Raw genomic sequence first — 20,598 nt, 5'->3', positions numbered from 1 at the left:
TAGTGCTAAGAAAACCTCAATTATCAAAAGTGACAGTGATACAATAGCCGCATGAGCGAAATTAGAACCCAAGTCCAGTTCGTCGACATTGACGAAGATATGGCTGGTCAGCGTATTGATAACTTCTTACGCAACCAATTAAAAAACATCCCGAAAAGCATGATTTATCGAATCGTGCGTAAAGGCGAAGTCCGCGTTAATAAAAAACGCATCAAGGCTGAATACAAACTAAAAGCAGGTGATTTAGTTCGTATCCCGCCAGTCACTATTGAAGAGAAAACAGAAGACAGTGTACCAAGCACGAAACTCAATAAGGTTTCGGAATTGGAACAGTGCATCATCTATGAAGATGATCACATGCTGATTTTGAATAAACCATCAGGCACTGCGGTTCATGGTGGTAGTGGACTTAAGTTCGGCGCAATTGAAGCGTTAAGAGCACTTCGTCCCGACGCGCGTTTTCTTGAACTTGTGCATCGTATTGATAGAGATACGTCAGGTATTCTACTTATCGCAAAGAAACGTTCTGCGCTAAGACACCTTCAAGCACAGTTCCGCGAGAAAACTGTACAGAAGTACTATTTTGCTTTGGTGATGGGGGAGTGGAAGAACAGCTGTAAGGTTGTTAATGCTCCACTGCTGAAGAACGAAGTGAATAGTATTGTTCGTGTTAATCCAAACGGCAAAGCTTCGGAAACGCGCTTTAGAGTTTTAGAAAAGTTCCAAGACGCAACTTTGGTTCAAGCAAGTCCAATTACGGGTCGTACGCATCAAATTCGTGTACATGCTCAATACACTGGCCACCCAATTGCTTGGGATGACCGTTACGGTGATCGTCGTTTCGATGCTTATACGGGTAAAGTAGGACTGAATCGTCTGTTCTTACATGCAGCCAATATCAAATTTACCCACCCGGGTAGCGAAGAGAAGATGGACATCTCGGCGCCAATGGAAGCGAGATTGGAAAAAGCACTGACTGGCTTACGTAAGCTTTAAGAAGATACAAGATACGAAAGAGATAATTCTTTCAGGATTTAGTATCAGCTATCCGCAAATGATAAAGGTTGACGAATATCGTCAACCTTTTTTTGTTTTCATCTGTTGTAGAAGAGCCCCAACTCGCTCGTTCCTCGTTCTTGAGGATGACGACTTTTTAAAGTCACGTTCTATATCATGAGCTGATCAAATAAAGTGGCGTCTTGCGTCATTCCTTAGACTGACAAAGGAAGGAGTAGGGAATCTCCAACAGAGTGGTAAGTACCCGTTACAACACATTCATTCCTTGTGCCTCAAGCATATCGACTAAATCGATCAGAGGTAAGCCGATCAAGGTATTCGGGTCTTTACCTTCCATCTGTTTGAATAACGCGATACCTAACCCTTCGCACATAAAACTGCCGGCGCAGTAATAAGGCTGCTCTTTCTCAACATAAGAAATGATCTGTTGCTCGGTTAAATCGCGGAAATGCACGACGAAGGTATCTAAGCGAGTGTCGGCTTGATTGGTTTCACTGTTCCATACGGTTATCCCTGTATAGAAAGTGATGCTTTTGCCGCTTTGACGAGACAACTGCTCAATCGCTTTTTCACGAGTATGCGGTTTGCCGATGATCTCTCCGTCAATCACACACACTTGATCGGAACCGATCACTAGGCTTGGTTGTTCGACAGTACAAGACTTGGCTTTTGTCTCGGCAAGACGCATTACCAATTGTTGAGGTGTCTCTTCTGGAAGTGGCGTTTCATCGCAGTCAGGCTTCGCTGTGACAAAGCCTAACTGTAGTTTTTTGAGGATCTCTTGCCTAAATGGTGAGGTAGAAGCTAAAACTAGTTGGTAATTTCTCATTTTAATTTACAATTCGTGTAAGCATTTAGTTCAGGATAACGTAACTTATCCTGCTATTCATAATGCTCTGAACAGGAAAGGTAGGAAAGTACATTTTTTTTGCCATTTCCTTTGACTAAACACGATTTGGAAGATAAGATTCGCGCCCTATGCAAAAGGAAAAAATACCGCGTACAGTTGATCCGGCAAGAACGGCTCAAAAACGACTCGATATGGATGGTATCATTCAAGTCAGTCTTTTGAAGCGTTTAACTGAAACAACTGAAGGCGTAAAACGTGACGCGCAAGTCTCAATGTCATTTGGGCTTGATGAACAACGATTAGTCGTTATCTCTGGTAAAGCTAACGTCGAAGTCGATTTAGAGTGTCAACGTTGTAATGAGGTTTTCGCACATGAGTGCGATGTCCAATTTACTTATACTCCTGTTTACAGCGAGAAAAGTGAAGAGGAAGCACCGGAAGAGTACGATTTGGTAGATCTGAACGAGTACGGTGAGTTAGACCTGATTCAATTAGTTGAAGACGAGTTCATCCTTGGATTGCCACAAATAGCAATGCACGACGATGCGAAATGTAGCGTTAACTCAAATAACTTGGTGTTTGGTGAACTTCCTGAAGAAATTGAGGAAGATAAAAAGCCGAATCCATTTGATGTTTTAAAAAACTTAAAGAAATAACTTATTAGTAAGTATCTTTAAGAATTTACATAGGAGTAGGGTCAATGGCCGTACAAAAGAGCAAGAAATCACGTTCAATGCGTGGCATGCGTCGTTCACACGATGCGCTAACTACAGCTGCACTTTCTGTAGACGCAACTTCAGGTGAAACTCACCTACGTCACAACGTGACTGCCGAAGGTTTCTACCGCGGCAAAAAGGTTATCAACAAGTAAGGTTGACCTTTGCAAAATCTAACCGTTGCGCTTGATGCAATGGGCGGGGACTTCGGTCCTCGTGTAACAGTGCCTGCCGCCGTGCAGGCACTGTCGTATTTCCCAGAGCTAAAAGTCATTCTCATAGGTGATCGAAACGCGATCACATCTCAATTATCTTCATTAGGTCGAATGCCTGATTCTCGTTTGAGTATCCAGCATTGTGATCGAGTTATTTCCAATTCTGAAAAACCTTCACTAGCCTTACGTAATAGTCAGGGTAGATTCTATGCGTGCTGCTATCGATCTGGTTGCCGAATCACAGGCTGATGCTTGTGTGAGTGGTGGTAACACTGGTGCACTGATGGCGTTATCTCGTTTCAGACTCAAACTCCTTCCCGGTATTGATAGGCCTGCATTGGTTTCAGCTTTGCCTACTGCTTCTGGCAACCGTACATGGATGCTTGATTTAGGAGCGAACGTGTCTAGTGATGCAGATTCACTGTTTCAGTTTGCTGTAATGGGCAGTGCATTAGCGGAACAACATTTAGGTCGCGCTCCACGTGTCGCTATCTTGAATATCGGTGCAGAAGAAATCAAAGGCAATGACCTTGTGAAACGATGCGCTGAAATGTTGTCTAATACTCAGTCTGTGAACTTCATAGGCTATATTGAAGGTAATCAATTACTTCAAGATGCTGCTGATGTCGTCGTATGTGATGGTTTTGTGGGCAATGTCTGCTTAAAAACGTGCGAAGGTACGGCTCAGCTCTTTATTGATAAGCTAAAAACGCGCATGATGGCTTCAACAATAAAGGGTTGGATCGCCAGAATGTTGTTTTCTGAGCTATTTACTGAATTAAAAACCTTGAACCCCGACCAGTATAACGGCGCAAGTTTGTTAGGATTGCGCGGCATTGTCATTAAAAGTCATGGAAGTGCTGATGTGTCTGCAGTCGTCAACGCGATTGGTGAAGCAGTACACGAGGTCAAACGACAAGTCCCCAGCCGCATTAGCGATCGTTTGGAAGCGGTTTTACTCGAGAGGCATTATTAGTCTTCATGTATAGCAAAATTTTAGGTACTGGCAGCTACTTGCCATCTCAGGTGCGTACTAACGCAGACTTAGAGAAAATGGTAGAGACTAGCGATGAGTGGATCGTTGCTAGAACAGGTATTAAAGAGCGTCGTATTTCAGCGGAAAACGAAACCGTTGCGGATATGGCGTTTTACGCTGCTGAGAATGCCATTGAGATGGCAGGTATCGACAAAGAAGATATTGATTTAATCATCGTTGCGACAACCAGCAGTAGCCATACATTCCCGTCTTCGGCATGTCAGGTACAAGGTAAGCTTGGTATCAAAGGCTGCCCTGCATTTGATTTAGCTGCAGCGTGTTCTGGCTTTGTTTATGCACTGTCTGTTGCTGATCAGCATATCAAGACTGGTATGTGTAAAAACGTTTTGGTAATCGGTGCGGATGCACTGTCAAAAACCTGTGATCCGACTGACCGCTCTACTATCATCTTATTTGGTGATGCTGCAGGCGCGGTGGTTGTAGGCGCAAGCGAAGAGCCAGGTATTTTGTCTACTCACATTTACTCTGATGGTAAATATGGTGAGCTTCTAAGCCTAGAAGTTCCAGAGCGTGGCGGTGATGCAGATAAATGGCTGCACATGGCGGGCAACGAAGTATTTAAAGTGGCGGTAACTCAGCTTTCTAAGCTAGTTAAAGACACATTAGCGGCGAACAATATGGATAAGTCAGAGCTTGATTGGTTAGTTCCACATCAAGCGAACTACCGTATTATCTCGGCAACCGCTAAAAAGCTGACGATGTCGCTTGATCAAGTGGTGATTACTCTTGATAAGCACGGCAATACGTCGGCAGCAACCGTACCAACGGCCCTTGATGAGGCTGTTCGCGACGGGCGAATTAAACGTGGTCAAACGCTTCTACTTGAAGCATTTGGCGGCGGCTTCACTTGGGGTTCTGCGTTAGTTAAATTCTAACCCCGAGCGATAATCAACAAACAAGGCACATAACTTATGTGCCTTATTCAATTTTTTGCTTTGCTTAAAGGAAAATTACAATGAGCAAATTTGCTATCGTATTCCCAGGCCAAGGCTCTCAAGCTATCGGTATGCTTGCTGACCTAGGCGAACAGCATGATGTTGTTAAAAAGACATTTGCTGAAGCTTCAGAAGCACTTGGTTACGATCTATGGGCATTGGTTCAAGATGGTCCAGTAGAAAATCTAAATGAAACTTTCCGTACTCAACCAGCTCTATTAACAGCGTCTGTTGCTATCTGGCGTGTATGGCAAGAGCTTGGTCTAGAGCAACCTGCAAACCTAGCAGGCCACAGCCTAGGCGAATACTCTGCATTAGTGTGTGCTGGCGTTATCGACTTTAAAGAAGCGATCAAGCTGGTTGAGCTACGTGGCCAACTGATGCAAGAAGCAGTTCCTGCAGGCGTTGGTGCAATGTACGCAATCATCGGTCTAGATGATGAAGCGATTGCTAAAGCGTGTGAAGACGCGGCACAAGATGAAGTTGTGTCTCCAGTTAACTTCAATTCACCTGGTCAAGTTGTTATCGCGGGTAACAAAGCGGCAGTAGAGCGTGCTGGTGCACTATGTAAAGAAGCAGGCGCTAAACGTGCTCTTCCTTTACCTGTATCTGTGCCGTCTCACTGTGCCCTTATGAAGCCTGCAGCGGACAAGCTAGCGGTTGCTCTAGAAGCTCTAGAGTTCAACGCACCGGCACTGCCTGTTATCAATAACGTCGATGTTATTGCTGAAACAGACCCTGCAAAAATCAAAAGCGCACTTGTTCGTCAGCTATACAGCCCAGTTCGTTGGACTGAAGGTGTACAGGCGATGAATGAACAAGGCGTTGAAAAGCTACTAGAATTAGGTCCAGGTAAGGTTCTTACTGGTCTAACAAAACGTATTGTTAAAACTATGACAGCTGCTGCAGTTAATGACACTGCATCACTAGACGCTGCTAAGTAAATAACCATTTAATAGAGAAGTTATGATGAATTTAGAAGGCAAAGTTGCACTAGTTACAGGCGCAAGCCGTGGCATCGGTCGTGCAATCGCTGAACTTTTAGTTGAGCGTGGTGCTAAAGTTATCGGTACTGCTACGTCTGAAGGCGGCGCTGCTGCAATCAGCGAGTACCTTGGCGAGAATGGTAAAGGTCTTGCTCTTAATGTAACGGATGTTGACTCAATTACTGCTACACTGAAGACCATCAACGATGAATTTGGTGCGATCGACATTCTAGTTAACAACGCAGGTATCACTCGTGATAACCTACTTATGCGTATGAAAGACGACGAATGGAATGACATCATCGATACTAACCTAACGCCTATCTTCCGCATGTCTAAAGCTGTATTGCGTGGCATGATGAAGAAGCGTCAAGGTCGTATTGTAAACGTTGGTTCTGTAGTAGGTACTATGGGTAACGCTGGTCAAGCTAACTACGCAGCTGCAAAAGCTGGCGTGATTGGTTTTACTAAATCAATGGCTCGTGAAGTTGCATCTCGTGGCGTTACAGTGAACACTGTTGCTCCAGGTTTCATCGAAACTGATATGACTAAAGCGCTAAATGATGACCAACGTGCAGCAACTTTGGCGAATGTACCAGCAGGTCGACTAGGTGACCCTCGCGAAATCGCTGAAGCTGTGGTATTTTTGGCGTCACCTGCGGCAGCTTATATCACAGGTGAAACACTTCACGTCAATGGCGGTATGTACATGGTGTAAATTATGTGCAACATTTGTGCATGATTTAAGTCAAGATCATACGTAATTTCGGTTAAAATCGTGAAAATTGTGGTTTGACCAGAAAAGTTGACCTTGCAACTTTCAATAGATTGAATAAACTACGGAAAACATCGCATAAAGCGAACTCTGTAAAGGAAAAGAAAAAATGAGCAACCTCGAAGAACGCGTAAAGAAAATCATTGTTGAACAGCTAGGTGTAGACGAAGCTGAAGTTAAAAACGAAGCTTCTTTCGTTGATGACCTAGGTGCAGATTCTCTAGACACAGTTGAGCTAGTAATGGCTCTAGAAGAAGAATTCGACACTGAAATCCCAGATGACGAAGCTGAGAAAATTACTACTGTTCAAGCTGCTATCGATTACGTAACTAGCGCTCAGTAATAATCTCTCCCAGGCGGTCACCTTGACCGCCTGTGTTTTATCTAACTCATCTATCCTCATCTTAAATCACCTCAATCCCCGGAGTGTAATATCGTGTCCAAGCGTCGTGTAGTTGTCACTGGCATGGGTATGTTGTCGCCGGTAGGCAACACTGTAGAATCTTCTTGGAAAGCCCTGCTAGCTGGTCAAAGTGGTATCGTTAATATCGATCATTTTGATGCAACCAATTTCTCAACTCGTTTTGCAGGTCTAGTTAAAGACTTTAACTGCGAAGAGTATATGACTAAAAAAGATGCTCGTAAGATGGACTTGTTCATCCAGTACGGCGTCGCAGCAGGTATTCAAGCTTTAGATGATTCAGCCCTAACTATTACTGAAGAAAACGCCCCTCGTGTTGGCGTTGCTATCGGTTCTGGTATTGGTGGTCTTGGTTTGATCGAAGCAGGTCACCAAGCTCTAACTGAAAAAGGCCCTCGTAAAATCAGCCCGTTCTTCGTTCCGTCGACGATCGTGAATATGATTGCGGGTCACATGTCTATCATGCGTGGTCTACGCGGCCCAAACATCGCTATTTCTACGGCATGTACGACTGGCCTACATAACATTGGTCACGCGGCTCGTATGATTGCATACGGCGATGCTGACGCAATGCTAGCGGGTGGTGCTGAAAAAGCATCTACACCACTAGGTATGGGCGGTTTTGGTGCGGCTAAAGCACTGTCTACTCGTAACGATGAGCCTCAAAAAGCTTCTCGTCCATGGGACAAAGGTCGTGATGGCTTCGTTCTTGGTGACGGTGCAGGCATGATGGTTCTTGAAGAGTACGAACATGCGAAAGCTCGTGGCGCTAAGATTTACTGTGAGCTAGTTGGCTTCGGTATGTCGGGTGACGCTTACCATATGACATCTCCAAGTGAAGATGGCTCTGGTGGCGCGCTAGCGATGGAAGCGGCTATGCGTGATGCTGGCGTGACTGGTGAACAAATCGGTTATGTTAACGCACACGGTACATCGACTCCTGCGGGTGATGTAGCTGAAGTTAAGGGTATTAAACGTGCTCTTGGCGAAGCAGGCTGTAAGCAAGTATTGGTTTCTTCTACGAAATCAATGACTGGCCACCTTCTAGGTGCTGCGGGTTCTGCTGAAGCGATCATCACAGCGATGTCTTTGGTTGACCAAATTGTCCCACCGACAATCAACCTAGATGATCCTGAAGAAGGCTTAGATATTGACTTAGTACCTCACACCGCGCGTAAAGTTAGCGGCATGGAATATGCTGCATGTAACTCATTCGGTTTTGGTGGTACAAACGGCTGTTTGATCTTCAAAAAGATTTAATCATCTTATTAAAGACATAAACACTCGTAGATAGTCACAATTAGACTTGTTTTTAAACGGCTTGATGCTTTAGCATTGAGCCGTTTCTTTTTATGGGGAAAAACATGTTCTGGGTTGATGGAGAAAGCCAACAAACTATCGATATCTTGGATCGCTCGTTTCAGTACGGAGACGGCTGTTTCACGACAATGCTTGTCCGAGATGGTCAGATTCAACATTTTCACGATCATCAGCGTCGTGTCGATGATTGCCTTAAAGCGTTACGCATTTCCGCACTTGATTGGGATGTGGTTAACCTTTGGCTCGATAATGCGCTTCAACATATCCAAGATAATGATCTTCATGGGACAAAGAGCCTTGATGGTTCAACGAATCTTCAAGATAAAAACAAGCCTCATAATGAAAAAGCAGGGATTAAGCTGCACGTTAGTCGTGGGACTGGCGGTCGTGGCTACAGTACCAAGAATATCGCCAAGCCAACGATAACCATCAGTACATTTGATTTCCCTAGTCATTATTCCGCGTGGCAAGATTCTGGTGTAGAACTCGGTATCTGCCAACAAGCATTGGGTTTGAGCCCACTGATCGCAGGCCATAAGCACAATAATCGTCTTGAGCAGATCTTGATGAAAGATGAAATGGACCAGGCCGATGAAGTTGATGGCGTGGTGCTTGATATCTCAGGTAATGTGATTGAAACCACCATGGCCAATTTGTTTTGGCGAAAAGGGCAGACGATTCACACTCCTCAATTGACGCAAAGTGGTGTCGCTGGGGTTATGCGTAAGCAAGTGTTAACCGCGCTGAATCAGGTTGAACTTTCCGTTACAATTAGTGACTACAGCCTATCCCAGCTAATGCAAGCTGATGAAATTTTCATGACCAACTCCATTTTAGGGGTTGCCCCCGTTACCCGTATTAGTGATACCCAATTCAACATTGGAACCGTTACTCGTAGCCTTCAAGGACAACTAAACTCGTGATCAAAAAGTTATTTATTTTTATTATCTTGTGCCTAATCGCAGCCGCTGCTGCTGGTTTTTATGTTTATAACCAAGCGCAAGATAACCTGAAACAAGTTATTCAATTAGAAAAACCACAAGTTGTTACTGTTGCTTCAGGCAGCAGCTTTAACCGCGTTCTCGCACAGCTGATTAATGAAGGCCTGTTTGAAGCATCTCCGTACGAGAAGCTGATTCGCAAGTTACATCCCGAGCTTGTAGACGTAAAAGCGGGTACATTCTTGCTTGAGCCAGGTTTAACCCTTGAGCAAGCACTACAAGTGCTGGTCGAAGGGAAAGAACACCAATTCACGATTACTTTCGTAGAAGGCAGTCGTTTTGATGAGTGGCTTGCTCAGCTAAAAGATAACGAATTCATTCAACAGACGTTGGACGGTGTGTCTGAAACAGAGATCGCTGAAAAGTTGGGTATTGAAAATGAAAAGCTAGAAGGTCTTTTCTTAGCGGAAACGTATCATTATACCTATGGCACAACGGATCTAGATCTGTTGAAACGCGCCCACCGAGATCTAATGAACGTGGTGAATGATGAGTGGGAAAACAGAGCGGATAAACTGCCTCTTAAATCGCCTTATGAAGCGTTAATTCTTGCGTCTATCATCGAGAAAGAGACTGCTGTCGCTTCTGAACGTGAGCGTGTGTCTTCTGTGTTCGTTAACCGCTTGAACAAGCGTATGCGTCTGCAAACTGATCCAACGGTTATCTACGGCATGGGCGATAGTTACAAGGGCAATATTCGTAAGAAAGATCTACGCACACCAACGCCGTACAACACCTATACAATGAGCGGTTTACCGCCAACACCGATCGCGATGGCGGGTAAAGCGTCTATCAACGCGGCTCTGAATCCAGAGAAGAGCAACTACCTGTATTTTGTTGCGAGTGGAACGGGCGGTCACGTATTTTCAAAGAGTTTGACTGAGCATAACCGTGCAGTACGAGCTTACTTAAAGCAATTAAGAAAAAACAAATAAAGAAAGAATTATGAATCAGTCGAAATTTATCGTGGTTGAAGGCCTTGAAGGTGCTGGCAAAAGTACAGCAATCAATGCCATCGTTGAGACATTGAAAGCCGCTGGTGTCGCGGACATCGTTAATACTCGTGAACCCGGTGGTACCGTGCTTGCCGAGAAGATGCGCTCATTGGTCAAAGAAGAACACGAAGGCGAAAAGCTTCAAGACATGACTGAACTGCTGCTGATGTACGCAGCGCGTGTTCAACTAGTAGAAAACGTCATCAAGCCTGCACTAGACAGTGGCAAATGGGTGTTGGGTGATCGTCATGATATGTCATCTCAAGCTTATCAAGGTGGTGGCCGTCAGATCGCACGCACTACGATGGAATCACTGAAAGAAACCACGCTAGGCGGTTTTAAGCCGGATCTAACCCTATACTTGGATCTTGACCCTAGAGTAGGGCTTGAACGCGCTAGAGGCCGTGGTGAGCTCGATAGAATCGAAAAGATGGATATCTCATTCTTCGATCGTACGCGTGAACGTTACCTTGAGATTGCAGCACAAGACGAAACGGTTCTTGTGGTTAATGCACAGCAAGAGATTGAGCAAGTGGCTGCTGATATTAAAGTTGCGCTAGGTGCTTGGCTCGATAAACAGTAGGTAGTCATGGCTGAAGTGTATTCTTGGCTCACACCGGTATGGAGTGAGTGGAAAAAAAGTCTCGATGCAGAACGTTTTCCTAACTCTGTGATCGTTAATGCGCCTGAAGGGCTTGGCGTGGAAGTGCTGGTTAGTCAGCTCACGTCGGCACTGATGTGTGTTAACTACGAAAGTGAAGCGTGCGGCTTTTGTCACAGCTGTGAATTAATGAAGTCGGGGAGTCACCCGGATTTCCATGTGATTGAACCTGAGAAAGAAGGTAAATCGATTACGGTTGACCAAGTGCGTGCGAGTAACCGTTGGGCTCAACAATCATCCCAGTTAGGCGGCTTGCGTGTCATCTTGTTGAATCCGGCTGAAGCGATGAACGAATCGGCGTCTAATGCGCTGTTGAAAACGCTGGAAGAACCTGCGAGTAACTGTATTTTCATTCTTTCGACGCGCAACAGTAATCGCTTAATGCCAACTATTCTTAGCCGTTGCCAACAATTTAATGTGGTGTGCCCACAATTGGATGCAGGATCGGCATGGTTAAATGGAGAAGTCGGTAAAACGGTTCCTCAGTATATACTAGCATTGAACGACAACGCACCCCTGAAAGCTAAAGCAATGTTTGATCAAGGTGGCGTCGAAGCTTCTACCAAAGCACTAGATGGCTTTGTGGATGTTATTAAAGGCGTTCAACCAGACATGTTGAAGTTCTCTACGGAATTGAGTAAGGAGCCTCTGGTTCAACTAGGTTGGCTATGGCACTTATTGTCTGACGTGCAAAAACTGCATTTTGGTTTGGTTAGTGAAGCGATTACCCCAAGCGCTAGTGTTTTGTCGGGAGTGATGTCTTACCAAAGTGCTTATGCAGCGTCGAATAAACTGTTGATATTGATTGAACAATTAAAGCAACACCCTGGGCTCAATACGGAGCTACTCATAATGAATTGGCTGATTGCCACTTGCGAGGAAACATGTTCGTAGATTCCCATTGTCATCTAGACAAACTGGATTACCAAGATTTACACACAAGCGTAGAAGACGTGGTTAATAAAGCGAAAGCAGCAAACGTTGACCAACTGCTTTCTGTTGGTGTTACGCTGGATTCGTTTGAAAATATGCTCGAGATGATCTCGCCGTTTGATAACGTTAAGGCTTCGTGTGGCGTGCATCCTCTCGATGTTGAGAGCGACTTTTGCTTAGACAGAATGCGTGAATACGCGCGCAATCCCAAAGTGGTGGCGATTGGTGAAACTGGCTTAGATTATCACTATCAACCAGAGACAGCAGAGCTCCAACAACTGCGATTTAAGCAACACGTCGCGTTGGCAGTAGAGCTAAATAAGCCTTTGATCATCCATACTCGTAATGCGCGTGAAGATACATTGTCGATTTTGCGTGATGGCGGTGCTGATAAATGTGGTGGTGTGATTCACTGTTTTACTGAGGATCAAGCGTTCGCCGAAGCGGCTATGGAACTTGGCTTTTATATCTCGATCTCAGGGATCGTTACGTTTAGGCAAGCCACAGAACTTAAAGAAGTCGTAAAGAATTTACCGCTTGATCGACTGTTGATTGAGACGGATTCTCCATATTTGGCTCCTGTTCCATATCGTGGTAACCAAAATCAGCCTGCATATGTGGTCGAAGTGGCAGCTTATATTGCTCAGTTGAAAGGACTGTCAATGAAAGAGGTTGCTGAACAAACGACCAAAAACTACCAAAAACTTTTTTTGCGATAAAAAACTAAGTTAAGAAATAAAAGGGAGCGAAAGCTCCCTTTTTGTGTTTTTGATCACCAAAAGTGCGTTTTTTTTTAATGTTTACTAATTATGTTGAACTTGAGAGCCCTATTTCTAACATTTGTAATTTTGTTACTAAAAATAACATTAGCTCCTATTTTATTTACCCCGTAAAATAATAGGAGTCTCGAAAAATAATCTTTATTTTCAGTGGTTTACTTACTTGTAAAGCATTGCATTTCTTGATTTGACATGTGATCCAAGACGTGTTTTGAAACTAAATTTCGTAAGTGACTAGAAAGTTAGTTCCCCATCAATATATATTTAGCGGCAGAAAATATAATGCAATACATGGTTACATTTTCGCAGGGTGCTAACATATAGGCTACGGGGGTGTGCCGTTAGGACCCATATAATTATTTTATCTTTATCAGGAGCATAAACATGTTTAAGAACCTTTTTGCTAGCCTGCAGAAAGTTGGTAAGTCTCTGATGCTACCAGTATCAGTTTTACCAGTTGCGGGTATTTTGCTAGGTGTCGGTGCAGCAGATCTTCCTTTCATTCCAGAAATTGTTTCAAACTTAATGGAACAAGCTGGTGGTTCAGTATTTGGTCAAATGGCACTACTGTTCGCAGTAGGTGTTGCACTTGGCTTTACTAACAACGATGGTGTAGCTGGTCTAGCTGCTATCGTTGGTTACGGCATCATGACTGCTACACTTGGCGTAATGGCTGGTGTAATGGGCGTTGATAAAATCGATACTGGTGTACTAGGTGGTATCCTAGTCGGTGGTGTTGCTGCTTGGGCATTCAACCGTTTCTTCCGTATTCAACTACCAGAGTACTTAGGCTTCTTCGCTGGTAAGCGTGCCGTGCCAATCATCACAGGTTTCTCTGCGATTGGTCTAGCAATCCTACTATCTGTAGTATGGCCACCAGTTGGCGGCGCTATCTCTGCGTTCTCTGATTGGGCTGCTCACCAGAACCCACAAGTGGCGTTTGGTATCTACGGTATCGTTGAGCGTTCTCTGATTCCATTTGGTCTTCACCACGTTTGGAACGTACCTTTCTTCTTCGAAGCTGGTACTTGTGTAAACGCTGCTGGCGAAACTCAAAACGGTGTTCTTACTTGTTACCTAGTTGCTGATGACGCATCTCGTGCAGCGGGCAATGGCTTCGGTCAGCTAGCTGGTGGTTACATGTTCAAGATGTTCGGTCTACCTGCTGCTGCAATCGCGATTGCACATTCAGCTAAACCTGAAAACCGCGCTAAAGTAATGGGTATCATGGCTTCTGCTGCGTTAACTTCATTCCTAACGGGTATCACTGAACCAATCGAATTCTCATTCCTATTCGTTGCTCCTGTACTGTACGCAATCCACGCTCTACTAGCTGGTTCTGCATACGTTCTTGCGAACACTCTAGGTTTTGTACACGGTACATCTTTCTCACACGGTCTAATCGACTTCCTAGTTCTATCTGGCAACGCGTCTAAGATGGGTCTAATGGTTGTATGTGGTATTGGTTACGCTGCAATTTACTACATCGTATTCCGTACTGTAATCAAAGCACTTGACCTTAAAACTCCAGGTCGCGAAGACGAGTCAGAAGACGAAATCGTTGCAACTGGTACAGAGCTTGCTGGTGAGTTAGTTGCTGCATTCGGTGGCAAAGCGAACATCACTGGTCTTGACGCTTGTATTACTCGTCTACGTGTAGCCGTTGCTGATACAGCAGTTGTTGACCAAGACAAACTGAAGAAACTAGGTGCTGCAGGTGTTGTTGTAGTTGCTGGTGGCGTACAAGCTATCTTCGGTACTAAGTCTGACAACCTTAAGACAGACATGGATGAGTGGATCCGTAACAACGGTTAATTCACTGATTCAATAGATTGAAAGGAGGCCGAAAGGCCTCCTTTTTTGTTTTCTGCTCAATGACATCCCTTTCTACGCTTACTCTTTTCAACTCAATCAGTTATCGAATAACTTGATGTGCTAGTGCTCAATTGCCCGCTTTGGGTACCTCTTATCTTTAACTTTATGATGACAACATCCGTTTTGATTTAAGTAATCTACCTTTTTTGAACACAGTCTGAGAATATTATGAAACATCGTTACCTAATTGGCCTTATGTGTTGCAGCGGAGTATCGCTAGCTCATGCTTCTGAAGCTCCAAACCTAGAAGTTGGCTTAGCCGTCGACCAAGATCTAAGTGTTGTTGTTGAGTTCGATCAGAAGTATCGCGCCACAGTCGGTAATGATGGTGCAGCATTCGATTATATTTTTAAGCGCGGTCAGTTTGAGACTGAAGCGCCTTTAAGCTGGTATGTCGGTGCTGGTGCTTGGGCTGAATGGAATGATGATTTTGGTTTGCGTGTGCCGTTAGGCGTGAAAGTGAATTTCTACGAAGGTTGGAATGCTTACGCACAAGTTCACCCTGAGCTCGACATGTATAAAGGTGTTGAGTTACAAATAGGTGGCGCACTGGGTGTGACCTACAAGTTCTAACTTGAACTAAAAACCGTTTTTATAATGAAAAAGCCAGCATCCAGCTGGCTTTTTCATTTCGTTAGAATACTTCTAGTCTAAAGGCTTATTGAGGCAATATGGGGACTCACCTAGAAGGTAAAACTCAATCCAACATTGGCTTGAAATTGATTCATCCAGTCGGTATCAAAACGGATAATGCAGTCTTGGCCATTGCTTGGCACGTTACAAACACCGGATGTGTCGTTGTCGACAACCGTACCTAACCAACGCACTTGTGTATTCAGTGCTAAGCGATCGCTAAATTTGTATTCCAAGCCGCCGAAGATGGAGGTTGAGAACCCATATTTATCTTTCGCCCAATCTACATCAACGTAAGACGCACCAAGACCTAACCCTAGATATCCTGACAACGCAGAGGAAGCAGGGTAGTAGATACTGCTTTGAAAGTGCAGGTATTGAATTGAGGAGCTTAGATTGAGTGTTTCTAGTTCAGAGCTCTGATTAGAATAGAAAAAGCCGATACGACCTTTCTCAAGCGGAGTTTCAATGGCGAAGGTGAAGTTTTCTGAACCTTCCATATCATAAGTATTACCATCCTGGTCTTCGACGCTACCACCACCTGTATAACCAACCATCGGAGTGATAATAATTTCCGGTGCTGCATACAAGTTTGAAGCGGAAATGAGCGCAACAAGCGCAATCATATTTGCTTTGTTATTCATGAGTATATCCTTATCCATACACTTACTAATTGTGATGGTTACATCAATATTGTGCGACTAATTTCGACGATTCTTGAAGATACTTCACACACCTGATAATACTTAAATAGAGACTCGACAAATTAATAATAAGCCAGAGGTGTTTATGGATCATAATCTGAAAAATGCGCTACAAATAACAGTCGTAATCTACACCATCATTCTTTCATTTGGCTTTATTGCGATTGGTAGCTAATACCATCTATTGCGAGGCTGAGTTTTTATACTCAGGGAATAATGAATAGTGGGATTATAACCAATATTGATTCGGCAATAGACTTAGATTACTACGCTAAGTTTATTGCTGGAAAAACAGCACTGGTTGCCCAAGGCGGCGGACAGCGAAGTATTTTTACGGCTGGTGTGCTGGACGCATTTCTTCTTTCTAATTTTGACCCCTTCGATGAATTCTTTGGCACCTCAGCGGGTGCGCTTAATTTGTGTGCCTATCTGTGCCGTGATAAAGGGCTAGGTCGTTCTTTTGTTCTTGATTTAACGACGGCTCCAGAATTCTTCAATCTTTTCTCCTATATACGAAAGCGACAGAACTTAGGTTTAGAGTGGGCCTTAGAGCAAATCATGGCTTACCCATACAAGCTTGATCTTGATTTAGGACGACAAACCTTAGGTGATCGCCATTTCTCTGCGGCAGTAACTGATTCAAAAGATTTACGAGACCATTATTTTCCGTTGATGGGAGAAGACTGGTACAAGGTGATGATTGCGACCTGTGCCATTCCTCGTTTATACAATGATGAAATCTTCATTGGTGACAGTGCTTATGTTGACGGTGGCGTGTCTGCGTCTATTCCTGTGCAAGAAGCATGGCGTAGGCAAGCTCGCTCGATAGTCGTGATACGTACAGAGCCTGTGTTGGAAGAGGGTGCTGAGCTATCCAATGAGATTCAACGTAAACACGCCTTAGTGAAAGCTCCTAAGCCGATCTCGGCAGAAGAGTTGGAATGGTTCCGTGAGTCGTTTGATAGTGTGCAAGACCATTGGCAACAAAAAGTAGAACAATGGAAAACCGATTGGACGTCATTCTTTCAGCAGCAAATTCTCCGTTCAAAGGAGCAAAAGCGCGATAGAGGGCACCTTGATCTACTCAATGGTGGACGATGGCTATTTGGTGCTGATGATATTTATCGCTTAAGTCATTTGATTGGCGATAAGTTTGATTCTGGCTTAGCTGACATGTTGATGGTTCATTATCAGACCTACTCATTAACTCAGAACTTTTTGAATTCCCCACCGGACGATGCGTTTGTTGTTCAAATTGCACCTAGCAAACCGCTTAAGTCGAGCTCTTTGATGAGTGACAAGGAAGACTTGCTGTACGATTACGAATTAGGGTTAGAGGCGGGTTACCGGTTTGTAGAAACCTATACGTCAACGGAAAACGCTCGCAGCTCACATATGCCACAGTTGGTGACTTGCGCTGCTGATAAGTAATATTCGAAATTGATAAGTCATACTCGAATTTGAAAGTTAGTACGCAATGAGCTAACAATGTTCTGAAGTGAAAAAGGGTTACTGAACTTAGTTCAATAACCCTTTTTTGGTCTTGGCAGGGTCGCTGATCAACGAACTGACCTAATCAAATACAACCATGTTAAGTGACAGGCAAGATTCTCATGCAGTTGGTTGAGCCCGCCACATCCATAATGTCGCCTTGAGTGACGATCACTAGGTCACCAAATTTAAGGTGTCCTTTCTCTTTCAAGCAAGTGAGCGTAGACAGCGCGATATCAAAGCTGTCTTTGGCTTCTGTCTCGAAGTAGATAGGGGTAACACCTCGATACAAAGTACAGCGGTTCAGCGTCCCTTCGTTACGAGACAGCGCATAGATCGGCATATCGGCACTTAGGCGTGACATCATCAGAGCGGTGCGGCCTGATTCGGTTAGAGTCACCACACCTTTAATGCCTTCCATATGGTTTGCAGAGTAGATGGTCGCCATCGAAACGGTTTCTTCGGCCGTGACAAAGGTGCGGTCAATACGGTAATTAGACTGGTTGTTAATGCCCGCCATCTTTTCAGCGCCGATACAGACTTCGGCCATTGATTTCACGGTTTCAACGGGGTAATCACCCGCAGCGGTTTCACCTGAAAGCATCACGGCATCGGTGCCGTCTAGTACGGCGTTGGCTACATCCATGACTTCTGCACGAGTTGGCATTGGAGCGGAGATCATCGATTCCATCATTTGAGTTGCGGTGATCACTGTTCGGTTAAGCGCTCTAGCACGGCGTATAAGCTGTTTTTGTACTCCAACTAACTCTGGGTCGCCAATTTCCACTCCGAGGTCACCACGAGCCACCATGACGACATCTGAGGCCATTATGATGTCATCCATGTTCTCAACAGTGGCAACGGTCTCCGCTCGCTCGACTTTAGCGACAAGGTGAGCTTCTAATCCTGCTTCTCGTGCTAACTGACGAGCGTAGTGCATGTCTGCGCCGTTGCGTGGGAAAGACACAGCCAAATAGTCGACTTGGATTTGAGCTGCGGTGATGATGTCTCGCTTGTCTTTGTCGGTGAGCGCTTCTGCAGACAGTCCACCGCCTTTCTTGTTGATGCCTTTGTTATTCGACAGCGGGCCACCAATAGTGACTTCAGTATGAACGCGACAGCCTTCGACTTCGGTGATTTTTAATTGAACGCGACCATCATCAAGCAACAGCACATCACCAGCTGACACATCGTTTGGTAACTCTTTGTAATCGAGTCCTACGGCTTGTTGATTGCCTTCACCTAAACCTAGGCTGCTGTCGAGCGTGAACTTGTCGCCTACTGCGAGTTGGATTTTACCGTCTTTAAAAGTAGACACTCGAATCTTGGGACCTTGTAAGTCGCCGAGGATTGCGATTTGAGTGCCGAACTTTTTCGCTATTGCTCGGACTTTTTCAGCGCGTTGAATATGGTCATCGCTGCTGCCGTGAGAGAAGTTCATACGGACGATATTGGCGCCAGCTTTGATGATCTCTTCAAGGACGTTACCTTTATCTGTTGATGGTCCTAAAGTGGTGACGATTTTTGTTTTTCTTAATTCTGATGTCATGAATGCTCCGAAGGTGAGACCTAGAAAATCTTGTACAAGACAGAATTAAGTATATGCATTAATTGATAATTTATTGGGAGCTAGGAAGATATTTCTGTATTTGCTGTTATTTATTGAATTTAGGACTCAAACACGATGTTTTTTTATGAAAATTAAGTCTCAAATTATCGATGTGGGTGTTAATTTTTCTTAAACTATTTGACTAGATACACAAAGATTCATGTATATACGTGATACTGGTCACGGCGATATACCAAGTCACTTCACAATTACTTCGCAAAGTAAAAAAATTAACCCGTTGATGATTTCTGGAGCGTAAAATGTACATGGCTCAACCGGGCCATATTGATCATATCAAACAGGTCAATGCTGGTCGTGTATATAAACTAATTGACCTTAAAGGTCCTATTTCTCGTATCGAACTGTCCAAGCAAAGTGAGTTGGCTCCGGCGAGTATTACTAAAATTACCCGCGAACTTATTGAAGCCCACCTTATCCATGAGACGACGGTTCAAGAAGCCACGACTCGTGGACGTCCTGCTGTGGGTTTGCAAACCAATAATGAAGGTTGGCAGTTTCTGTCGATGCGTCTTGGTCGTGGGTATCTCACGATCGCGCTTCATGAGTTGGGTGGCGATGTACTTATCGATACTAAAATTGATATTCACGAACGTGACCAAGAGGATGTGCTTGCTCGTCTTCTTCATGAAATTGATGAGTTTTTCCAAACCTATGCGGAACAGCTTGATAGGGTAACCAGTATTGCCGTTACTCTACCGGGTCTGGTGAATTCTGAGCAAGGTATTGTGCTGCAGATGCCGCACTACAACGTTAAAAATTTAGCGTTGGGCCCCGAGATCTACAAAGAAACAGGTCTACCGGTCTTTATTGCCAATGATACTCGAGCTTGGGCATTAGCTGAGAAGCTGTTTGGTCACTCACAAGATAACGATAATTCAGTTCTTATCTCGATTCACCATGGTGTCGGTGCTGGGATTATCCTAGATGGCCGAGTTCTACAAGGTCGTCACGGTAACATCGGTGAATTGGGTCATATTCAGATCGAGAAAGAGGGCAAGCTTTGTCATTGTGGTAACCGAGGCTGTTTAGAAACGGTTGCGAGCTCGCAGGCGATCCGTGAGCAAGTCAAAGAACGATTAGCCAATGGTGAAGAATCCACACTTACTGTGTTTGAAGATGTCACGATTGAACAAATCTGTGCTGCCGCAGCGGCGGGTGATCCACTAGCGGTAGAAGTGATTGAACAATTAGGCCGTTACCTAGGCTCTGCGATTGCGATTGTGATTAACCTATTCAACCCTGAGAAAATCTTGGTGGGTGGTGTTATCAATCAGGCTAAAAGCGTGTTGTATCCTGCGATTCAAAAGTGTATCGAAGAGCAGAGTTTATCGGTTTACCATCAAGATTTAGAGCTGGTGGAATCTCGATTCTATAAACAAGCAACCATGCCGGGTGCAGCGCTTGTTAAACAAGCTTTATACGATGGTCAATTATTGATGAAAGTCATTGAAGGTTAAGCCTCTTTTACTCTTCCTATAGCCTTACCTAACTCTTATCATCTCCTTAAACTATGTATAACGTTATTTGTTGTACTTAGTTTAAGCATTCTGTGCAATGGCGCTTTGCTTTAACCTATTGAAGTAGGCTATTGTAGCCTCAGTTAT

The 20,598-nt window shown here is 44.4% G+C and carries 21 protein-coding genes and 1 pseudogene; 19 read left to right on the top strand and 3 right to left on the bottom strand.

From position 1 onward, the window contains the following. Positions 1-51: 51 nt before the first annotated feature. Positions 52-996: a 23S rRNA pseudouridine(955/2504/2580) synthase RluC gene (rluC, locus tag AC3CKG_RS11090; RefSeq protein WP_017107288.1), complete on the top strand. Its 945-nt coding sequence runs from the start codon at positions 52-54 to the stop codon at positions 994-996. A gap of 268 nt (positions 997-1,264) precedes the next feature. Here rluC and AC3CKG_RS11085 read toward each other — a convergent pair whose 3' ends face one another. Beyond that, entirely contained in the window at positions 1,265-1,846 is a 582-nt protein-coding gene (locus AC3CKG_RS11085; RefSeq protein ID WP_017111091.1) for a Maf family protein, read from the bottom strand. A 149-nt stretch (positions 1,847-1,995) separates the two neighbouring features. On the opposite strand from AC3CKG_RS11085, the gene yceD reads away from it, so the two are divergent. The 15 genes and pseudogenes from yceD to AC3CKG_RS11010 all read left to right on the top strand — a co-directional run bounded on the left by yceD (position 1,996) and on the right by AC3CKG_RS11010 (position 15,109). Beyond that, positions 1,996-2,523: a 23S rRNA accumulation protein YceD gene (gene yceD, locus AC3CKG_RS11080; protein WP_004733994.1), complete on the top strand. Its 528-nt coding sequence runs from the start codon at positions 1,996-1,998 to the stop codon at positions 2,521-2,523. A 44-nt stretch (positions 2,524-2,567) separates the two neighbouring features. Beyond that, positions 2,568-2,738, top strand: a complete 171-nt coding sequence (rpmF, locus tag AC3CKG_RS11075; RefSeq protein WP_004737376.1) for a 50S ribosomal protein L32 — start codon at positions 2,568-2,570, stop codon at positions 2,736-2,738. Positions 2,739-2,747: 9 nt separating this feature from the next. Then, a pseudogene (plsX, locus tag AC3CKG_RS11070) lies at positions 2,748-3,774 on the top strand (phosphate acyltransferase PlsX). 5 nt (positions 3,775-3,779) lie between these two features. Further along, entirely contained in the window at positions 3,780-4,730 is a 951-nt protein-coding gene (locus AC3CKG_RS11065; protein ID WP_010437276.1) for a beta-ketoacyl-ACP synthase III, read from the top strand. Positions 4,731-4,810: 80 nt separating this feature from the next. Further along, positions 4,811-5,734 (top strand): ACP S-malonyltransferase, encoded by a 924-nt coding sequence (gene fabD, locus AC3CKG_RS11060; protein ID WP_488528358.1) that lies wholly within the window; start codon positions 4,811-4,813, stop codon positions 5,732-5,734. A gap of 25 nt (positions 5,735-5,759) precedes the next feature. After that, positions 5,760-6,494 carry a 3-oxoacyl-ACP reductase FabG gene (gene fabG / locus AC3CKG_RS11055; RefSeq protein WP_029223568.1) on the top strand — a complete coding sequence of 245 codons (735 nt, stop codon included), beginning with the start codon at positions 5,760-5,762 and terminating at the stop codon, positions 6,492-6,494. A gap of 166 nt (positions 6,495-6,660) precedes the next feature. Next, complete coding sequence (gene acpP / locus AC3CKG_RS11050; protein ID WP_012603569.1) at positions 6,661-6,894, top strand: acyl carrier protein; 234 nt, start codon at positions 6,661-6,663, stop codon at positions 6,892-6,894. A 93-nt stretch (positions 6,895-6,987) separates the two neighbouring features. Further along, on the top strand, positions 6,988-8,232 hold the full coding sequence (fabF, locus tag AC3CKG_RS11045) for a beta-ketoacyl-ACP synthase II (protein WP_017107282.1): 1,245 nt from the start codon (positions 6,988-6,990) through the stop codon (positions 8,230-8,232). Between the two features lie 104 nt (positions 8,233-8,336). Beyond that, the gene (gene pabC, locus AC3CKG_RS11040; RefSeq protein WP_488528357.1) at positions 8,337-9,215 is read left to right on the top strand and encodes an aminodeoxychorismate lyase; all 879 of its coding nucleotides are present in this window, start codon (positions 8,337-8,339) and stop codon (positions 9,213-9,215) included. After that, the gene (gene mltG, locus AC3CKG_RS11035) at positions 9,212-10,228 is read left to right on the top strand and encodes an endolytic transglycosylase MltG (RefSeq protein WP_102278168.1); all 1,017 of its coding nucleotides are present in this window, start codon (positions 9,212-9,214) and stop codon (positions 10,226-10,228) included. Before pabC ends, mltG begins: the two co-directional genes overlap by 4 nt. 10 nt (positions 10,229-10,238) lie before the next feature. After that, complete coding sequence (tmk, locus tag AC3CKG_RS11030; protein ID WP_065103230.1) at positions 10,239-10,871, top strand: dTMP kinase; 633 nt, start codon at positions 10,239-10,241, stop codon at positions 10,869-10,871. Between the two features lie 6 nt (positions 10,872-10,877). Continuing rightward, the gene (locus AC3CKG_RS11025; RefSeq protein WP_102519198.1) at positions 10,878-11,843 is read left to right on the top strand and encodes a DNA polymerase III subunit delta'; all 966 of its coding nucleotides are present in this window, start codon (positions 10,878-10,880) and stop codon (positions 11,841-11,843) included. Beyond that, a complete protein-coding gene (locus AC3CKG_RS11020; protein WP_488528356.1) occupies positions 11,834-12,601 on the top strand; it encodes a TatD family hydrolase in 768 nt (255 codons plus the stop codon). The genes AC3CKG_RS11025 and AC3CKG_RS11020 overlap by 10 nt, the downstream gene beginning before the upstream one ends. Before the next feature lie 444 nt (positions 12,602-13,045). Beyond that, positions 13,046-14,476, top strand: coding sequence for a PTS glucose transporter subunit IIBC (gene ptsG / locus AC3CKG_RS11015; RefSeq protein WP_017111083.1), 1,431 nt, complete (start codon positions 13,046-13,048; stop codon positions 14,474-14,476). Between the two features lie 228 nt (positions 14,477-14,704). Further along, the gene (locus AC3CKG_RS11010) at positions 14,705-15,109 is read left to right on the top strand and encodes a hypothetical protein (RefSeq protein WP_017107275.1); all 405 of its coding nucleotides are present in this window, start codon (positions 14,705-14,707) and stop codon (positions 15,107-15,109) included. Positions 15,110-15,219: 110 nt separating this feature from the next. On the opposite strand, the gene AC3CKG_RS11005 is transcribed toward AC3CKG_RS11010, so the two are convergent. Then, positions 15,220-15,813, bottom strand: a complete 594-nt coding sequence (locus tag AC3CKG_RS11005; protein WP_102290980.1) for a hypothetical protein — start codon at positions 15,811-15,813, stop codon at positions 15,220-15,222. 145 nt (positions 15,814-15,958) lie between these two features. Between AC3CKG_RS11005 and cydH the strand changes: the two genes are divergently transcribed. Beyond that, positions 15,959-16,048: a cytochrome bd-I oxidase subunit CydH gene (gene cydH, locus AC3CKG_RS11000; protein ID WP_099165371.1), complete on the top strand. Its 90-nt coding sequence runs from the start codon at positions 15,959-15,961 to the stop codon at positions 16,046-16,048. A gap of 41 nt (positions 16,049-16,089) precedes the next feature. Then, positions 16,090-17,304, top strand: coding sequence for a patatin-like phospholipase family protein (locus AC3CKG_RS10995; RefSeq protein WP_488528355.1), 1,215 nt, complete (start codon positions 16,090-16,092; stop codon positions 17,302-17,304). A gap of 160 nt (positions 17,305-17,464) precedes the next feature. On the opposite strand, the gene pyk is transcribed toward AC3CKG_RS10995, so the two are convergent. Then, the gene (gene pyk, locus AC3CKG_RS10990; RefSeq protein WP_017107273.1) at positions 17,465-18,913 is read right to left on the bottom strand and encodes a pyruvate kinase; all 1,449 of its coding nucleotides are present in this window, start codon (positions 18,911-18,913) and stop codon (positions 17,465-17,467) included. A 320-nt stretch (positions 18,914-19,233) separates the two neighbouring features. Here pyk and mlc point away from each other — a divergent pair, with 320 nt between their 5' ends. Then, positions 19,234-20,451, top strand: coding sequence for a sugar metabolism global transcriptional regulator Mlc (gene mlc, locus AC3CKG_RS10985; RefSeq protein WP_017107272.1), 1,218 nt, complete (start codon positions 19,234-19,236; stop codon positions 20,449-20,451). Positions 20,452-20,598: the final 147 nt, after the last annotated feature.

Source organism: Vibrio sp. QJM3NY_15 (genome assembly GCF_057785995.1).
Note: the sequence above shows the minus strand (reverse complement) of the source record. Positions and strands in the feature narration are given on the sequence as shown.